The organism is Enterobacter sp. ECC-219, assembly GCF_043966805.1.
GTDB classification, from domain to species: Bacteria; Pseudomonadota; Gammaproteobacteria; order Enterobacterales; family Enterobacteriaceae; genus Enterobacter; species Enterobacter cloacae_N.
In genome coordinates, this window is the sequence record NZ_CP143680.1 from 1,524,533 (window position 1) to 1,539,092 (window position 14,560).

Sequence of the window (14,560 nt, forward strand, 5' to 3'; positions counted from 1 at the left end):
TTTCTCTAAGGAAATTTCTAAAGAGTTAGTGGCGTAACTGTCGGAGAACATTCTAACGCGAAATATTTGTAGCGAGAATGGATGCCTCTATCATCAAATATAAGGATATTATTATGAATAAGTATGTTGTTTCTTCGTTATTAGCCGGAAGCATAATGGCCGCGCTGTCTTTGCCTGTATTTGCATCGAACGATTCCGGTACGGTGAACTTTGCCGGAAAAATTGTTGCTGATACCTGCGAAATTAACGTGGATGGATCCGGAACTAACGCTTCCACCGTCACTTTCGCCGATACCTATCCTTCGGATTTTGGCGCTGATGGTACGGTTGGCACCTCAAAAGCCTTTAAGATTGAAGTGAAAAAATGTGACCCTCTGGTCGCTAAACTGAACCTCAAGTTCAGCGGCACGACGACAGACGCCGCGTACAAGCGTTTGAAGAACGATCTGACAGGCGCAGGTAATGCGACCAACGTAGGTATTATCGTCAGCAATGATAACGGCTCAAAAGGCGATGTTATTTTCGACGGTTCAGTACCGGATGCGGGTACCGATGTGAATAACGACGCGACCGGGGCAACGGCTTCTGTCTTTAACTACACCGCGAAAGTGATTCAGGTGGGGGATACCGCGCCAACTGCAGGCCATTACTCCTCCTCTGCAACATTCGAGGTTGTCTACCGCTAAGCAATGACTGGCAGCCTGAACGGCTGCCTTTTTGGAACATTGTATGAAGACTTTATTTAAATTGTTATGTGGTTGTTTAATTGTTTCCTGCTGTTCAGTACAGGCAAGTGTTGTTCTCGGCGGTACGCGAATTATTTATCCATCGAATAAATCTGAAGTTCAAATAGCACTTAAAAATAAAGATCCTCATACGCGTTATCTGGTGCAAAGCTGGGTCAGTTATCCCAATGATGCAAAAGCGCCTTTCATTATTACGCCTCCTGTTTACAAATTGCAGGAAAATCGTCAAACCCTTTTGCACGTTATTTTTACCGGCGATAAAAAAAGCCTGCCCGCAGACCGGGAATCACTGTTTCTGGCGAACGTTAAATCGGTATCGTCACTTTCACCTGAGCTGAAAGAGAAAAATACGCTGCAGTTTGCGATGAAAACGCGCCTCAAACTGTTCTGGCGCCCCGCTCAGTTGAAAGAAACCGATGCGCTGAGTGCCTATGAAAAAATCACTTTCCATCGCCAGGGTGACACGCTTATCGCAAACAACCCGACACCGTTTTACGTCTCGTTTGGCGAGCTTGCCGTTGGCGGGAAAAGCGTGCCGGTGAAAGAGACCAAAACCACGCCTGGAGCCATTTCCATGATGGTGGCACCGTTCAGCGAGCAGCGTTTCGCGTTACCGAATTCAGCAAAGGGCGCGGTGACCTGGACGGCAATCAACGATTTCGGTGGACAGACCCCGCAACGCAAACAGGCTCTTTAAATAATCATGTTGGTATTTTATGTCGTCATCTCTGCTCCACAAACAGGTACTGTCCGGGATCGCGCTGGCGCTGCTCGCCGCGATCCAGCCTGCAAGTGCCGATGACGAATTTAACCTGCGGATCCTTGAACTGGATACGCCGCTCGAAAATACCTCTACGCTACAAAACTTCATCAACGATAACGGGTTACTAGCCGGAAGCTACCTCACGACAGTTATGTGGGATCGGGACGTTGTGGATAAACGTCCCATCGCCTTCGTGCTCTCTGACGATAAACAGCGCCTGCTGCCGGAGCTAACGAAAGCGGACCTGCGTGATTACGGCGTGAAAGTCGACGCGATCCCGGACTTAAAAGATCTGGATGACGGCGCTTACGTTCGCGATATCTCCCATTTTATTGAAAATGCCCGTTACGAATACAATCAGGATGACCAGACCCTGAAGCTGGTCATCCCGCAGGTGTATCGCGACCACGCTGCCGCTGGCGCGATACGTCCAAAATTCTGGGATGACGGCGCGCCTGCCGCCTGGACAAGCTATCAACTCAGCGGCTCTCAGCAGCACTACAGCTCGGGCAAAACTTCTTCGACCTGGCTTGGCCTGGAGTCGGGGATTAACCTTGGAGCGTGGCGGCTGCGCAATAACAGCACCTGGAGCGACGCTTCCGGCTGGGAGGCCATTGCCAGCACGTTACAACGCGACATCAAAACGCTAAAAAGCCAGCTTGAGATTGGCCAGACGTATACCAACGGCGAGCTTTTTGACAGCGTCCAGATGACCGGCGTGAAGCTGGAAACGGACTCCTCTATGCTGCCCGTCAGCCAGCAGGGCTTTGCGCCAGTCGTGCGCGGTATTGCCAATAGCGATGCGAAAGTCACTATTAAGCAAAACGGCTACATCATTTATCAAACGAACGTCTCGCCGGGGCCGTTTGAGATCCGCGATTTAAGCCAGGTAACATCCGGCGCCGATCTGGAAGTGACTGTCGAAGAGGCGGACGGCAGCGAGCATAGCTTCATCCAGGCCAGCGCCTCGGTGCCGGTGTTGCAGCGGGAAGGTGGTTTTAAGTATTCACTGGCAGCTGGGCGCTATCGCGGTAATGAAGGTGAAGATGAACCGATCTTTGCGCAAGGTACGGCCATCTATGGTCTGCCTTACGGCGTTACGGCGTATACCGGCGCGATGGGGGCGTCCCTGTATCATGCTTTACTGTTGGGGCTCGGCGCCGACCTGGGACACTTCGGCTCGGCATCTGTCGATCTCACCGCCGCGCGTACCGCGTTTGATGATGGACGTGACGATGCCAGCGGCTTATCCTGGCGGGCTCAGTATTCGAAAGATATTCCTGACACGGATACGACCGTGACGCTTGCCAGCTATCGCTACTCCACCTCGGGTTTTTATACCTTTCAGGAAGCTCTCGATCAGCGTGACAGCGAGATCGATGACGGCATTTATACCTACCGCAGAACCAACAACCGCCGTAGCCGCATGCAGCTCAACCTTTCCCAGCGTATTTCAGACTGGGGCTCGGCCTATCTCAACGGCTATCAGCAGGATTACTGGGACATGGACGGCCACGAACGTAGCGTCAGCGCGGGGTTGAGCTCCAGCTGGCGCAATATCACCTGGTCGATAAGCTACAACCTGACCCGCACGCCAGATGCCGATACCGACCGGCAAATGGCGTTGACGGTCAATATTCCCTTATCGAAGTGGCTGCCTGATGCCTGGGCAACCTACAGCGCTAACACCGCCAGCGGTGGGTTTGTTTCGCATCAGGTCGGGCTCGGCGGTACTGCTCTTGAGGACAATAAGCTGAGCTATAACCTCCAGCAGACCTACGCCAGCCAGGATACGGGCTACGGTGGCAGCCTGTCCGGGCGTTACCGCGGTGCTTCCGGTGAAGTGGGGATGGGGTACAGCTACGGCGGCGACAATCGACAGTGGAACTACAGCGCTCAGGGGTCAATCGTTGCTCACGAGCATGGCGTGACGCTGGGGCAACCCGTGCGCGACGCCTTCGCCATTGTGCACATTAAAGATGGCGATAACGTCAAAGTGCAAAACGGACGCGGCATTTCAACCGATCGTTTTGGTAACGCGATCGTTCCCTCCCTGACCGCCTATCGACACAACGTCATTACGGTCAACACTCAGGATCGGGAAGATATTGATATCGACGCGGCGACGAAGGATCTCGTCCCGACGAAAGGCGCCGCGCTGCACGCCACCTTCGATGCCCGCGTTGGACGACGCGCGCTGGTGACCTTGCGCTATGCGGGCAAACCCGTGCCGTTTGGTGCCGTCGTAGCGCTGGATAACACCACTGCCATCGTGGGTGATGACGGTGAGGTTTACCTGACGGGGCTGTCCGGCAAAACCACGTTTAGCGTGCAGTGGGGGGAAGAGCGCGATCGGCAGTGTCAGGGGACGCTGGATATTCCTTCAGAGAGCCCGGCAGGGATCGTCAAAGCAACGGTCAACTGCCATTAACAGAGGTATTTCATGATTCTCCACCGTTCAGTCAATACGTTTCTCTCGCCCGTGCTGCTTTTGCTGGCGGGCCTTTTTTTCCATTCAGCCCGGGCAGAATGTACCTTTAACGGCAGCGCTGGCGTGGATGCTGTGGTGACGTTTCAAATTCCTCCGGTGATTGTTGTCCAGCCAGACACGCCCGTCGGCACCGTGATTTATGATGCCAGCGTTGAAAGTAAAGAGGTGCTGGTGGACTGTAGCGGTGAAGCGCAAATTCGGCGCGGATATCTGTATCTGACCGATACCGACGCGCGGGAGGATGTGATGACCGGGGTTTACCAGACCAACGTGCCGGGTATTGGCATCCGTGCGGCATCGTCGAACGAGCAGTTCCCCAGCTACAACGAGGAAGATATCCTCAGGCCGATGCACTATCTGGGATCGACACATGGAAGCTCGCAAAGCAAATCGGTATTTCGTGCCGCCGCACAGCTGGTGGTGACGGGTGATATCCAGGAAGGGTATCTCGATACCTCACGATTAACCTCAATGGACATTCTGGGCAACGCGGTGATAGGTGAGATGCGTTTTTCTCCTGCCAGCGTTCGCATTACAACCAACACCTGTAACCTGGTTGACCGAAACATTTATGTGCCGCTGAAAACGGTCAACACCCAGGACTTTAACGGCCAGTACTCAGACATACTCACGGACAGCAGCTTCAGGATTGAAATCACCGACTGTGCGGCGGGCACAAAGGTTGATTATCAGTTTACCAGCGCGGGTTCAACGGGGGTCACGAACGGCAATATTCTCGGCATTGCTGCCGGAGACTCTGCCGCCGATGGCGTCGGCATACAGATCCTTGACCAGAATAATACGGTGCTGCAGTTTGATCAGAACTACACGGCCATAACCAGTACGCAGGACAAAGTCCCTGTCGAGATCCCGCTCAAGGCCCGCTACATCAAGACGGGAGAGATTAAAGCCGGCAAAGTCGACTCTGTCGCGACGTTCGAAGTCTTTTACCGATAATCCATCCTGCCCGCTCCGGCGGGCTTAAACGATCATTTCACTACACTTATTAACCCCCTGTTTTCATCTGGTTAATTCTTAAACCCTTAAATCTTGTAGGGCCGCTTACTGCTTGCTATGCAACCAGCGTTTCGCATATTATTCTGCGGTCATAATAATAATTCTCGTTTACGTTATCATTCACTTTTCCATCAGAGATAAACATGGCGCTTTCCAATACTGCTCAGCCAATTACCACGTCGCTGCGTAAAGTCGCGGCGGTCGTAGCCACAGCGGTTGCCGGCATGTCTACGTACGCACATGCTGCCGAAACCCAGAAAAAAGAAGAAACCATTACGGTAACCGCAGCACCTGCTGCCCAGGAAAGTGCCTGGGGGCCCGCTGCGACTATCGCTGCAAGGCAATCCGCCACCGGCACGAAAACGGATACGCCAATCCAGAAGGTTCCGCAGTCTATTTCTGTGGTGACGGCCGAAGAGATGGCGCTGCACCAGCCGCGCTCGGTGAAAGAAGCCCTGAGCTACACGCCGGGCGTTGCGGTAGGCACGCGCGGTGCGTCTAATACCTACGACTATTTGATCATTCGCGGCTTCGCGGCGGATGGGCAGTCGCAGAATAACTACCTCGACGGCATGAAAATGCAGGGGAACTTCTACAACGACGCGGTAATTGACCCTTACATGCTGGAGCGCGCCGAGATCATGCGCGGTCCGGTTTCCGTTCTGTACGGCAAAAGCAGCCCTGGTGGTTTGCTGAACATGGTCAGTAAGCGCCCGACAACCGAACCGCTGAAAGAGATCCAGTTCAAGGTGGGTACGGACAGCCTGTTCCAGACCGGCTTTGATTTTAGCGATGCGATCGATGATGACGGTGTTTACTCGTACCGTCTGACGGGCGTTGCGCGTTCGAACAATTCGCAGCAGGAAGGTAAAGGCGAACAGCGTTATGCCATCGCGCCATCGTTCTCCTGGCGTCCGGATGAGAAGACCACCTTCACATTCCTCTCTTACTTCCAGAACGAGCCTGAAACGGGCTACTACGGTTGGTTGCCAAAAGAGGGGACGGTTGATCCGCTGCCTAACGGCGATCGTCTGCCAACGAACTTCAACGAAGGCGCGAAGAACAACACCTATTCCCGTAACCAGAAGATGGTGGGATACAGCTTCGACCACGAATTCAACGATACCTTTACCGTGCGTCAGAACCTGCGTTATGCGCAGAATAAAACCTCGCAAAACAGCGTCTACGGCTACGGTATGTGTTCTGACCCGCTCTATTCGAGTAATCCGGCATCCAGCCCTTGCGCCAGCATTCCTCAATCGCAGTGGGGCCATACGTTGACTCGCCAGTATGTGATCGATAACGAGAAGCTGGAAAACTTCACTGTCGACACGCAGTTGCAGAGCAAGTTCGCGACGGGTTCGCTCGATCATACGCTCCTGACCGGCGTGGATTTTATGCGCATGCGTAATGACATCGATTCGTGGTTTGGTTATGCCGGTTCCGTAGCTCCCTCTGATATCTATAACCTCGATCGTAGCGATTTCGATTTCGGTTCACATCCTGGGCCGTCAGGTGCTTATCAGGTGCTGAACAAGCAAAAGCAGACCGGTATTTATGCTCAGGATCAGATCGAGTGGGATAAAGTGCTGGTAACGCTGGGTGGCCGATATGACTGGGCCAATCAAGAATCTTACAACCGCGTGACAAATACGACTTCCGAGCGTAATGACACCCAGTTCACCTGGCGTGGCGGTGTTAACTACCTGTTCGATAACGGCGTCACCCCGTACTTTAGCTACAGCGAATCGTTCGAACCGGCTTCTCAGACCGGAGCGAACGGCAACGTCTTTGCACCGTCTAAAGGCAAACAGTACGAAGCGGGCGTGAAATACGTTCCGAACGATCGTCCGATCGTTGTCACCGGCGCGTTGTACCAGCTGACCAAAACCAACAACCTGATGGCCGACCCTGCGGGTTCCTTCTTCTCCGTTGAAGGCGGCGAGATCCGCGCCCGTGGCGTAGAGCTGGAAGCGAAAGCGGCCCTGTCTGCGAGCGTGAACGTTGTCGGTTCTTATACCTACACCGATGCCGAGTACACCACGGACACCAACTACAAAGGCAACACGCCTGCTCAGGTGCCAAAACACATGGCGTCGCTGTGGGGCGACTACACGCTGTTTGATGGTGCACTGTCCGGTCTGACGCTGGGTACCGGCGTGCGTTATACGGGCTCCAGCTATGGCGATCCGGCGAACTCCTTCAAAGTAGGCAGCTACACCGTGGTGGATGCGCTGGTCAGATACGATCTTGCTCGCGTTGGCATGGCTGGCTCTAACGTTGCGCTTCACGTGAACAACCTGTTCGATCGTGAGTACGTCGCCAGCTGCTTCAATACCTACGGCTGCTTCTGGGGTGCCGAACGTCAGGTTGTTGCCACCGCGACCTTCCGCTTCTAATCGCTTTTTGGGCACGGTTCGCCGTGCCCTTTTTATTTAAGTTGGCTGACATGCAGGATAATAAAACGCAATCCGACACCACCTTTACGCTCAATCAACTCTCCTTTCGCGTACCCGGGCGCACGCTGCTGCATCCGCTCTCTCTGACGTTTCCGGCCGGTAAAGTGACGGGCCTGATTGGCCACAACGGCTCCGGTAAATCCACGCTGCTCAAGATGCTGGGGCGCCATCAGCCGCCTTCAGAAGGCGCTATTCTGCTGGATGACCAGCCGCTGGAGAGCTGGAGCAGCAAAGCTTTTGCTCGCAAAGTGGCCTATCTGCCGCAGCAGTTGCCTCAGGCGGAAGGGATGACGGTGCGTGAGCTGGTGGCGATTGGGCGTTATCCGTGGCACGGTGCGCTTGGGCGCTTCGGCGTCGCCGACAGAGAAAAAGTGGAAGAGGCGATTGCGCTGGTGGGGCTAAAACCGCTGGCGCACCGTCTGGTGGACAGCCTGTCCGGCGGTGAACGTCAGCGGGCGTGGATTGCGATGCTGGTGGCGCAGGACAGCCGCTGCCTGCTGCTGGATGAACCGACCTCTGCGCTGGATATTGCCCATCAGGTGGACGTGCTGGCGCTGGTGCATCGCTTAAGTCAGCAACGTGGCCTGACGGTGATCGCGGTCCTGCACGATATCAACATGGCGGCACGCTACTGTGACTACCTCGTCGCGCTGCGTGGCGGCGAAATGATTGCCCAGGGCACGCCGTCTGAACTGATGCGCAGCGAAACGCTGGAACATATTTACGGTATTCCGATGGGGATTTTGCCTCACCCGGCCGGGGCTGCACCGGTGAGCTTCGTATACTGATGCTGGATAACATTTCCCTTAGCCGCCGTCGTCTTCTGACGGCAATGGCGCTCTCACCGCTGCTGTTTAAAATGAATGCGGCGCGCGCTGCCACCGTCGATCCGCACCGCATTGTGGCGCTGGAGTGGCTGCCGGTCGAACTGATGATGGCGCTGGGCGTCACACCGTATGGCGTGGCGGATATTCCAAACTATAACCTCTGGGTGAACGAGCCTAAGCTGCCGGACTCGGTGATCGACATCGGCCTGCGCACGGAGCCAAACCTCGAACTGCTCACTCAGATGAAACCGTCGTTCCTGTTCTGGTCTGCGGGCTACGGTCCGTCAGAAGAGACCATGGCGCGGATTGCGCCCGGGCGCGGTTTTTCCTTCAGCGACGGTAAAAAACCGCTGACCGTGGCGAAAAACTCCATTAACGAGATGGCGCATTTCCTCAACCGCGAGGCGGAGGCCAAAAAGCATCTCGATGACTTCGATGCCCTGATTGCCGCCCTGAAGCCGCGTTTTGCCAACCGGGGCGATCGCCCGCTGCTGATGGTGACGCTGCTGGATGCCCGCCATATGCTGGTCTTCGGTAAAAACTGCCTGTTCCAGGAGGTGCTGGACAGCTTCGGCATTAGCAATGCCTGGGAAGGGGAGATGACCTTCTGGGGAAGCACCGCCGTCGGTATCGATCGTCTGGCGGCGTTTCGCGATGTGGACGTGCTGTGCTTCGACCACGGCAACGAACGCGAGATGCAAACGCTGATGGCGACGCCGCTCTGGCAGGCGATGCCGTTTGTGCGCGAGAAGCGCTTCCAGCGCGCACCTGCAGTATGGTTCTACGGCGCGACGCTGTCGGCCATGCATTTTGCCCGCGTGCTGGATAACGCGCTGGGAGGCAAAGCATGAGTACGCGTATCGCCCGTTTCCCGGTGCTGCTGTTGTTCCTGCTTTTCCTGGTTGCGCTGGCTCTCACCGGGTTCAATCTCTCGACGGCATTACCGCGCGCACAGTGGGGCGCCGCGCTGGCCTCGCCGGATATCGACAATATTCAGCAGATGCTGTTCCACTACAGCCTGCTGCCGCGTCTGGCGATTTCACTGCTGGTCGGGGCCGGTTTAGGGCTGGTGGGCGTGTTGTTCCAGCAGGTGTTGCGTAACCCGCTGGCAGAGCCGACAACCCTGGGCGTCGCGACGGGGGCTCAGCTCGGGATCACGATAACCACGCTCTGGGCGTTACCCGGGGCGTTAACCGCGCAGTTTGCCACTCTCGCGGGAGCGTGCGCGGTGGGGGCGCTGGTCTTTGGCGTCGCCTGGGGCAAGCGCCTTTCCCCGGTAACGCTGATCCTGGCCGGGCTGGTCGTCAGCCTCTACTGCGGCGCGATTAATCAGCTGCTGGTGCTGTTCCATCACGATCAGCTGCAAAGCATGTTCCTGTGGAGTACCGGTACGCTCACCCAGACCGACTGGAGCGTTGTGCAGCGTCTGTGGCCGCAGCTGGCGGGCGGCGTCGTGCTGACGCTGCTGCTGCTGCGTCCGCTGACGCTCATGGGGCTGGATGATGGCGTGGCGCGCAACCTGGGGCTGGCGCTGTCGCTGGCTCGCCTGGCGGCGCTCACCCTGGCGATTGTGCTCAGTGCTCTGCTGGTTAACGCGGTCGGCATCATCGGGTTTATTGGCCTCTTTGCGCCCCTGCTGGCGAAAATGCTCGGGGCGCGTCGCCTGCTGGCGCGTCTGCTGCTGGCGCCGCTGATTGGCGCGCTGATCCTCTGGCTTTCCGATCAGATCATTCTCTGGCTGGCGCGCGTCTGGATGGAAGTGTCTACGGGGTCGGCAACGGCGCTTATCGGGGCGCCTCTGCTGCTGTGGCTGCTCCCGCGCCTGCGCAGTATCAGCGCGCCGGCGATGGACGCCGGTGATAAGGTCTATGCTGAACGTCAATCGGTGCTGTGGTTCAGCCTTGCCGGTCTGGCGGTGTTGCTTATCGCCTCGTTTGCCGCCCTCGCGTTTGGGCGCGATGCCGCAGGCTGGCACTGGGCAACGGGTGACTTACTCAACGAACTATTACAGTGGCGCTGGCCGCGTATTCTCTCTGCGTTGTTTGCTGGCGTAATGCTGGCGGTCGCTGGCTGTATTATTCAGCGTCTCACCGGCAACCCGATGGCAAGCCCTGAAGTGCTGGGGATCAGCTCCGGCGCTGCTTTTGGCGTGGTGCTGATGCTGTTCCTGGTGCCGGGCAATGCGTTTGGCTGGCTGATGCCTGCCGGAAGTATCGGTGCGGCGGTCACGCTGATGATTATTCTGGTTGCCTCGGGCCGCGGCGGATTTTCTCCACACCGCATGCTGCTGGCCGGTATGGCCCTCAGCACCGCCTTTACCATGCTGCTGATGATGCTACAGGCGAGCGGCGATCCGCGCATGGCGAAGATCCTGACCTGGATTTCCGGCTCAACGTACAACGCCACCGCCAGCCAGGTTGCCTGGTCAGGAAGCGTTATGATCGTGCTGCTGGCAATTGTGCCGCTGTGTCGTCGCTGGATGACCATTTTGCCATTGGGGGGCGAAACCGCGCGTGCGGTTGGCTTAGCGCTGACGCCAACGCGCGTCGCGCTTCTGCTGCTGGCGGCGTGTCTGACGGCAACCGCCACCATGACCATCGGTCCGCTGAGCTTTGTAGGGTTGATGGCACCGCATATCGCCAGAATGATGGGTTTCCGCCGAACGATGCCGCATATTGTGATGTCGGCCCTGACGGGCGGGGTCATTCTGGTGTTTGCCGACTGGTGTGGAAGGATGGTGCTGTTCCCGTATCAGATCCCGGCGGGCCTGCTGTCGACCTTTATCGGTGCGCCGTACTTCATCTATCTGTTGAGAAAGCAGAGTCGGTAATAAAAGTAAACGGCAATCCCTGGATTGCCGTTTTAGTGTTTGCTCCCTCTCCCCGTGGGAGAGGGTTGGGGTGAGGGCACCAGGCCGCACATCTTACAACTTCGCAAACACCTTACGCGCAGCGTCGATGGTGTTATTGATATCTTCTTCGCTGTGCGCCACGGACATAAAGCCCGCTTCGAACGCGGACGGTGCCAGGTACACGCCTTCTTCCAGCATCAGGTGGAAGAAGCGCTTGAAGCGTTCAACGTCGCACTTCACCACGTCCTGGTAGCAGGTCACGGTTTTCGCATCGGTGAAGAAAATCCCGAACATGCCGCCGACGTGGTTAACAACCAGCGGAACCCCCGCTTCTTCTGCGGCTTCCAGCAGACCGTTTGCCAACTGCGTGGTGCGGTCCGTCAGGGTTTCATGAATACCCGGCTGCGCCACTTCGGTCAGACAGGCGAAGCCCGCAGCCATGGCAATTGGGTTACCGGAGAGCGTGCCCGCCTGGTAAACCGGGCCGGTTGGCGCCAGGGCCTCCATCACGTCCTTACGACCACCGAAAGCACCGACCGGCATGCCGCCGCCGATGATTTTGCCGAGGCAGGTCAGGTCCGGCTCAACGCCGTAGTAAGACTGGGCACCCGCCAGCGCCACGCGGAAGCCGGTCATGACTTCATCGATGATCAGCAGCGCGCCGAACTCGTCGCACAGGGCGCGCAGGCCCGGCAGGAAGTCAGGCTGCGGTGGGATGCAGTTCATGTTGCCCGCAACCGGCTCAACGATAATGCAGGCGATTTCCTGCGGATACTGCTCGAACGCCGCGCGAACGGTGTTCAGATCGTTGTAGGTGCAGGTCAGGGTGTGCTTCGCGAAATCCGCAGGTACGCCAGGCGAGTTTGGCTGGCCGAGCGTCAGCGCGCCGGAGCCCGCTTTCACCAGCAGGCAGTCCGCATGGCCGTGGTAGCAGCCTTCGAACTTGATGATTTTGTCGCGACCGGTAAAACCGCGCGCCAGGCGGATGGCGCTCATGGTGGCTTCAGTACCGGAGTTCACCATACGCACCATGTCCATGGTAGGCACCAGTTCGGTAACCAGCTCCGCCATTTTCACTTCCATCTCGGTTGGTGCACCGAAGCTCAGGCCGCGCTGCGCGGCTTCGATGACCGCGTTACGAATGGCAGGGTGGTTATGTCCGAGAACCATCGGCCCCCAGGAACCGACGTAATCGATATAGGCTTTGCCATCGACATCATACAGATACGCGCCGTCAGCACGTTCAATAAACAGCGGCGTTCCGCCCACGCCGGTAAAGGCGCGAACAGGTGAGTTCACGCCACCTGGGATAAGCTCGCGGGCTGCACTGTAGAGGTTTTCAGACTTGCTCATGGCGTCGTTCCTGGTTCGTATAAAATGATTAAGCACACTATTCTAAGTGATTCGTGGAAGGTTATGAAATTTTTAGCCGGGTAATGCTTTAAGATTTGTTAAGTATTTTTCAGGCGACGCAGGGAAGGTCTCTGGTAAAATCTTCGCGGCTTTTTGTATGATGAATAAGAACAGGACATGAAATCAGATTCTCCGTCTTTTGAAGAACAACAGTTTACGCGCGCCCAGCACCGAATCAGCATTCGGCGGCTGCTCAATCGCGATAAAACGCCGCTGGCGATCCTGCTGGCCGCTGCCGTGGTGGGTACCCTTGCAGGCCTGGTTGGCGTGGCGTTTGAAAAAGCGGTTAATGCCGTACTCAACTGGCGAGTGGGAACCGTAGCCGGTTTCGCCGAGAGCGAATGGCTGGTCTGGGTAGCGGCATTCGGCCTGTCTGCGCTGTTTGCCATGGTGGGGTATTTTCTGGTGCGTAAATTCGCCCCGGAAGCGGGCGGGTCTGGCATTCCGGAAATTGAAGGCGCGCTGGAGGAGCTGCGTCCGGTGCGCTGGTGGAGGGTGATCCCGGTTAAATTCATCGGCGGCATGGGGACGCTGGGCGCGGGGATGGTGCTAGGCCGGGAGGGGCCAACGGTGCAGCTGGGGGGGAACGTCGGCCGCATGGTGGGCGATCTGTTCCGTATGCGTAGCGCCGAGGCGCGCCATACGCTGCTGGCCACCGGTGCAGCGGCGGGGCTTTCTGCGGCATTTAACGCGCCGCTTGCGGGTATTTTGTTCATCATCGAAGAGATGCGCGCGCAGTTCCGCTACAACCTGATCTCCATTAAAGCGGTGTTTACTGGCGTCATTATGTCGAGCATTGTCTTTCGCATCTTTAATGGCGAAGGGGCGGTGATTGAAGTCGGTAAACTGACCAACGCACCGGTGAACACCTTGTGGCTATATCTGATCCTCGGCATGATTTTTGGCGTGGTGGGGCCGCTGTTCAATGCCTTTATCTTACGCGCTCAGGATATGTTTCAGCGCGTTCACGGCGGCAATACCACGAAATGGGTGCTGATGGGCGGCCTGCTGGGTGGCATTTGCGGCGTGCTCGGCTTTATCGAACCGAATGCCGCGGGCGGTGGCTTCGGGCTTATTCCCATTGCTGCAGCCGGAAACTTCAGCGTGGGTTTGCTGCTGTTTATGTTTATCTCCCGGGTTATCACGACGGTATTGTGCTTCTCCTCCGGCGCTCCCGGCGGGATTTTTGCCCCGATGCTGGCGCTGGGAACGCTGCTCGGCACCGCGTTTGGTATGGCGGCTGAGGCGGGTTTCCCCGCTTACCATCTGGACGCTGGCACCTTTGCCGTGGCCGGGATGGGGGCACTGCTGGCCGCGTCCCTGCGTGCGCCGTTAACCGGCATAGTGCTGGTGCTGGAGATGACGGATAATTACCAGCTCATTTTGCCAATGATCATTACCTGTCTCGGGGCGACACTATTAGCCCAATTCCTGGGTGGAAAACCGCTATACTCCACCATCCTCGCGCGTACCCTGGCAAAACAAGAGGCGGAGCGGGCCGCCACGCAGAATACTTGAATGAATTACCAGGGTATTAGATAATGACGAAAAGAATTGGGTGAATTTTACCCAATAGCAGTATTCATGGGAGCATAAGATGAGTGATGACGTAGCTGTGCCGCTGGAATTTACCGAAGCAGCAGCCAACAAAGTGAAAACCCTGATTGCCGACGAAGACAATCCGGATCTGAAACTGCGTGTCTATATTACCGGTGGCGGCTGCAGCGGCTTCCAGTACGGTTTTACCTTTGACGATCAGGTGAACGACGGCGATATGACCATTGAGAAGCAGGGCGTCGCGCTGGTGGTTGACCCGATGAGCCTGCAGTATCTGGTAGGCGGTTCGGTGGATTATACCGAAGGTCTGGAAGGCTCTCGCTTTGTGGTGACCAACCCGAACGCAACAAGCACCTGCGGGTGTGGTTCTTCATTCAGTATTTAAGAGGGGGCAGGCTGATGCCCCTCACCCTGGCCCTCTTCCACAGGGAGAGGG

The 14,560-nt window shown here is 56.7% G+C and carries 11 protein-coding genes; 10 read left to right on the forward strand and 1 reads right to left on the reverse strand.

Features of this window, described 5'->3' with window-relative positions:
• The first annotated feature begins 77 nt into the window (after positions 1 to 77).
• From V1603_RS07125 to fhuB, 8 genes are all read left to right on the forward strand, one after another.
• A complete protein-coding gene (locus V1603_RS07125; RefSeq protein ID WP_166710153.1) occupies positions 78 to 686 on the forward strand; it encodes a fimbrial protein in 609 nt (202 codons plus the stop codon).
• 43 nt (positions 687 to 729) lie between these two features.
• Entirely contained in the window at positions 730 to 1,443 is a 714-nt protein-coding gene (locus V1603_RS07130; RefSeq protein WP_395313692.1) for a molecular chaperone, read from the forward strand.
• A gap of 19 nt (positions 1,444 to 1,462) precedes the next feature.
• Entirely contained in the window at positions 1,463 to 3,940 is a 2,478-nt protein-coding gene (locus V1603_RS07135) for a fimbria/pilus outer membrane usher protein (protein WP_166710155.1), read from the forward strand.
• Between the two features lie 12 nt (positions 3,941 to 3,952).
• Positions 3,953 to 4,957 carry a fimbrial protein gene (locus V1603_RS07140; RefSeq protein ID WP_116342587.1) on the forward strand — a complete coding sequence of 335 codons (1,005 nt, stop codon included), beginning with the start codon at positions 3,953 to 3,955 and terminating at the stop codon, positions 4,955 to 4,957.
• A gap of 203 nt (positions 4,958 to 5,160) precedes the next feature.
• On the forward strand, positions 5,161 to 7,416 hold the full coding sequence (gene fhuA / locus V1603_RS07145; protein WP_395313693.1) for a ferrichrome porin FhuA: 2,256 nt from the start codon (positions 5,161 to 5,163) through the stop codon (positions 7,414 to 7,416).
• A gap of 50 nt (positions 7,417 to 7,466) precedes the next feature.
• Complete coding sequence (gene fhuC, locus V1603_RS07150) at positions 7,467 to 8,264, forward strand: Fe3+-hydroxamate ABC transporter ATP-binding protein FhuC (RefSeq protein ID WP_116342589.1); 798 nt, start codon at positions 7,467 to 7,469, stop codon at positions 8,262 to 8,264.
• Positions 8,264 to 9,154, forward strand: a complete 891-nt coding sequence (gene fhuD / locus V1603_RS07155) for a Fe(3+)-hydroxamate ABC transporter substrate-binding protein FhuD (RefSeq protein ID WP_166710159.1) — start codon at positions 8,264 to 8,266, stop codon at positions 9,152 to 9,154. The genes fhuC and fhuD overlap by 1 nt, the downstream gene beginning before the upstream one ends.
• Entirely contained in the window at positions 9,151 to 11,133 is a 1,983-nt protein-coding gene (fhuB, locus tag V1603_RS07160) for a Fe(3+)-hydroxamate ABC transporter permease FhuB (RefSeq protein ID WP_395313694.1), read from the forward strand. The genes fhuD and fhuB overlap by 4 nt, the downstream gene beginning before the upstream one ends.
• A gap of 93 nt (positions 11,134 to 11,226) precedes the next feature.
• On the opposite strand, the gene hemL is transcribed toward fhuB, so the two are convergent.
• The gene (gene hemL, locus V1603_RS07165; protein ID WP_116342595.1) at positions 11,227 to 12,507 is read right to left on the reverse strand and encodes a glutamate-1-semialdehyde 2,1-aminomutase; all 1,281 of its coding nucleotides are present in this window, start codon (positions 12,505 to 12,507) and stop codon (positions 11,227 to 11,229) included.
• Between the two features lie 177 nt (positions 12,508 to 12,684).
• On the opposite strand from hemL, the gene clcA reads away from it, so the two are divergent.
• Positions 12,685 to 14,085, forward strand: coding sequence for a H(+)/Cl(-) exchange transporter ClcA (clcA, locus tag V1603_RS07170; RefSeq protein WP_116342597.1), 1,401 nt, complete (start codon positions 12,685 to 12,687; stop codon positions 14,083 to 14,085).
• Positions 14,086 to 14,164: 79 nt separating this feature from the next.
• The gene (gene erpA, locus V1603_RS07175) at positions 14,165 to 14,509 is read left to right on the forward strand and encodes an iron-sulfur cluster insertion protein ErpA (RefSeq protein WP_008501923.1); all 345 of its coding nucleotides are present in this window, start codon (positions 14,165 to 14,167) and stop codon (positions 14,507 to 14,509) included.
• The last annotated feature ends 51 nt before the right edge of the window (positions 14,510 to 14,560 follow it).

What these genes read in the sequence shown, in the direction of transcription:
- V1603_RS07125 (WP_166710153.1), top strand. Translation starts at nt 78, where the DNA reads ATGGATGCCTCTATCATCAAATATAAGGATATTATTATGAATAAGTAT.
- fhuD (WP_166710159.1), top strand. Translation starts at nt 8,264, where the DNA reads ATGCTGGATAACATTTCCCTTAGCCGCCGTCGTCTTCTGACGGCAATG.
- clcA (WP_116342597.1), top strand. Translation starts at nt 12,685, where the DNA reads ATGAAATCAGATTCTCCGTCTTTTGAAGAACAACAGTTTACGCGCGCC.
- V1603_RS07130 (WP_395313692.1), top strand. Translation starts at nt 730, where the DNA reads ATGAAGACTTTATTTAAATTGTTATGTGGTTGTTTAATTGTTTCCTGC.
- hemL (WP_116342595.1), bottom strand. Translation starts at nt 12,507, where the DNA reads ATGAGCAAGTCTGAAAACCTCTACAGTGCAGCCCGCGAGCTTATCCCA.
- V1603_RS07135 (WP_166710155.1), top strand. Translation starts at nt 1,463, where the DNA reads ATGTCGTCATCTCTGCTCCACAAACAGGTACTGTCCGGGATCGCGCTG.
- V1603_RS07140 (WP_116342587.1), top strand. Translation starts at nt 3,953, where the DNA reads ATGATTCTCCACCGTTCAGTCAATACGTTTCTCTCGCCCGTGCTGCTT.
- fhuB (WP_395313694.1), top strand. Translation starts at nt 9,151, where the DNA reads ATGAGTACGCGTATCGCCCGTTTCCCGGTGCTGCTGTTGTTCCTGCTT.
- fhuC (WP_116342589.1), top strand. Translation starts at nt 7,467, where the DNA reads ATGCAGGATAATAAAACGCAATCCGACACCACCTTTACGCTCAATCAA.
- fhuA (WP_395313693.1), top strand. Translation starts at nt 5,161, where the DNA reads ATGGCGCTTTCCAATACTGCTCAGCCAATTACCACGTCGCTGCGTAAA.
- erpA (WP_008501923.1), top strand. Translation starts at nt 14,165, where the DNA reads ATGAGTGATGACGTAGCTGTGCCGCTGGAATTTACCGAAGCAGCAGCC.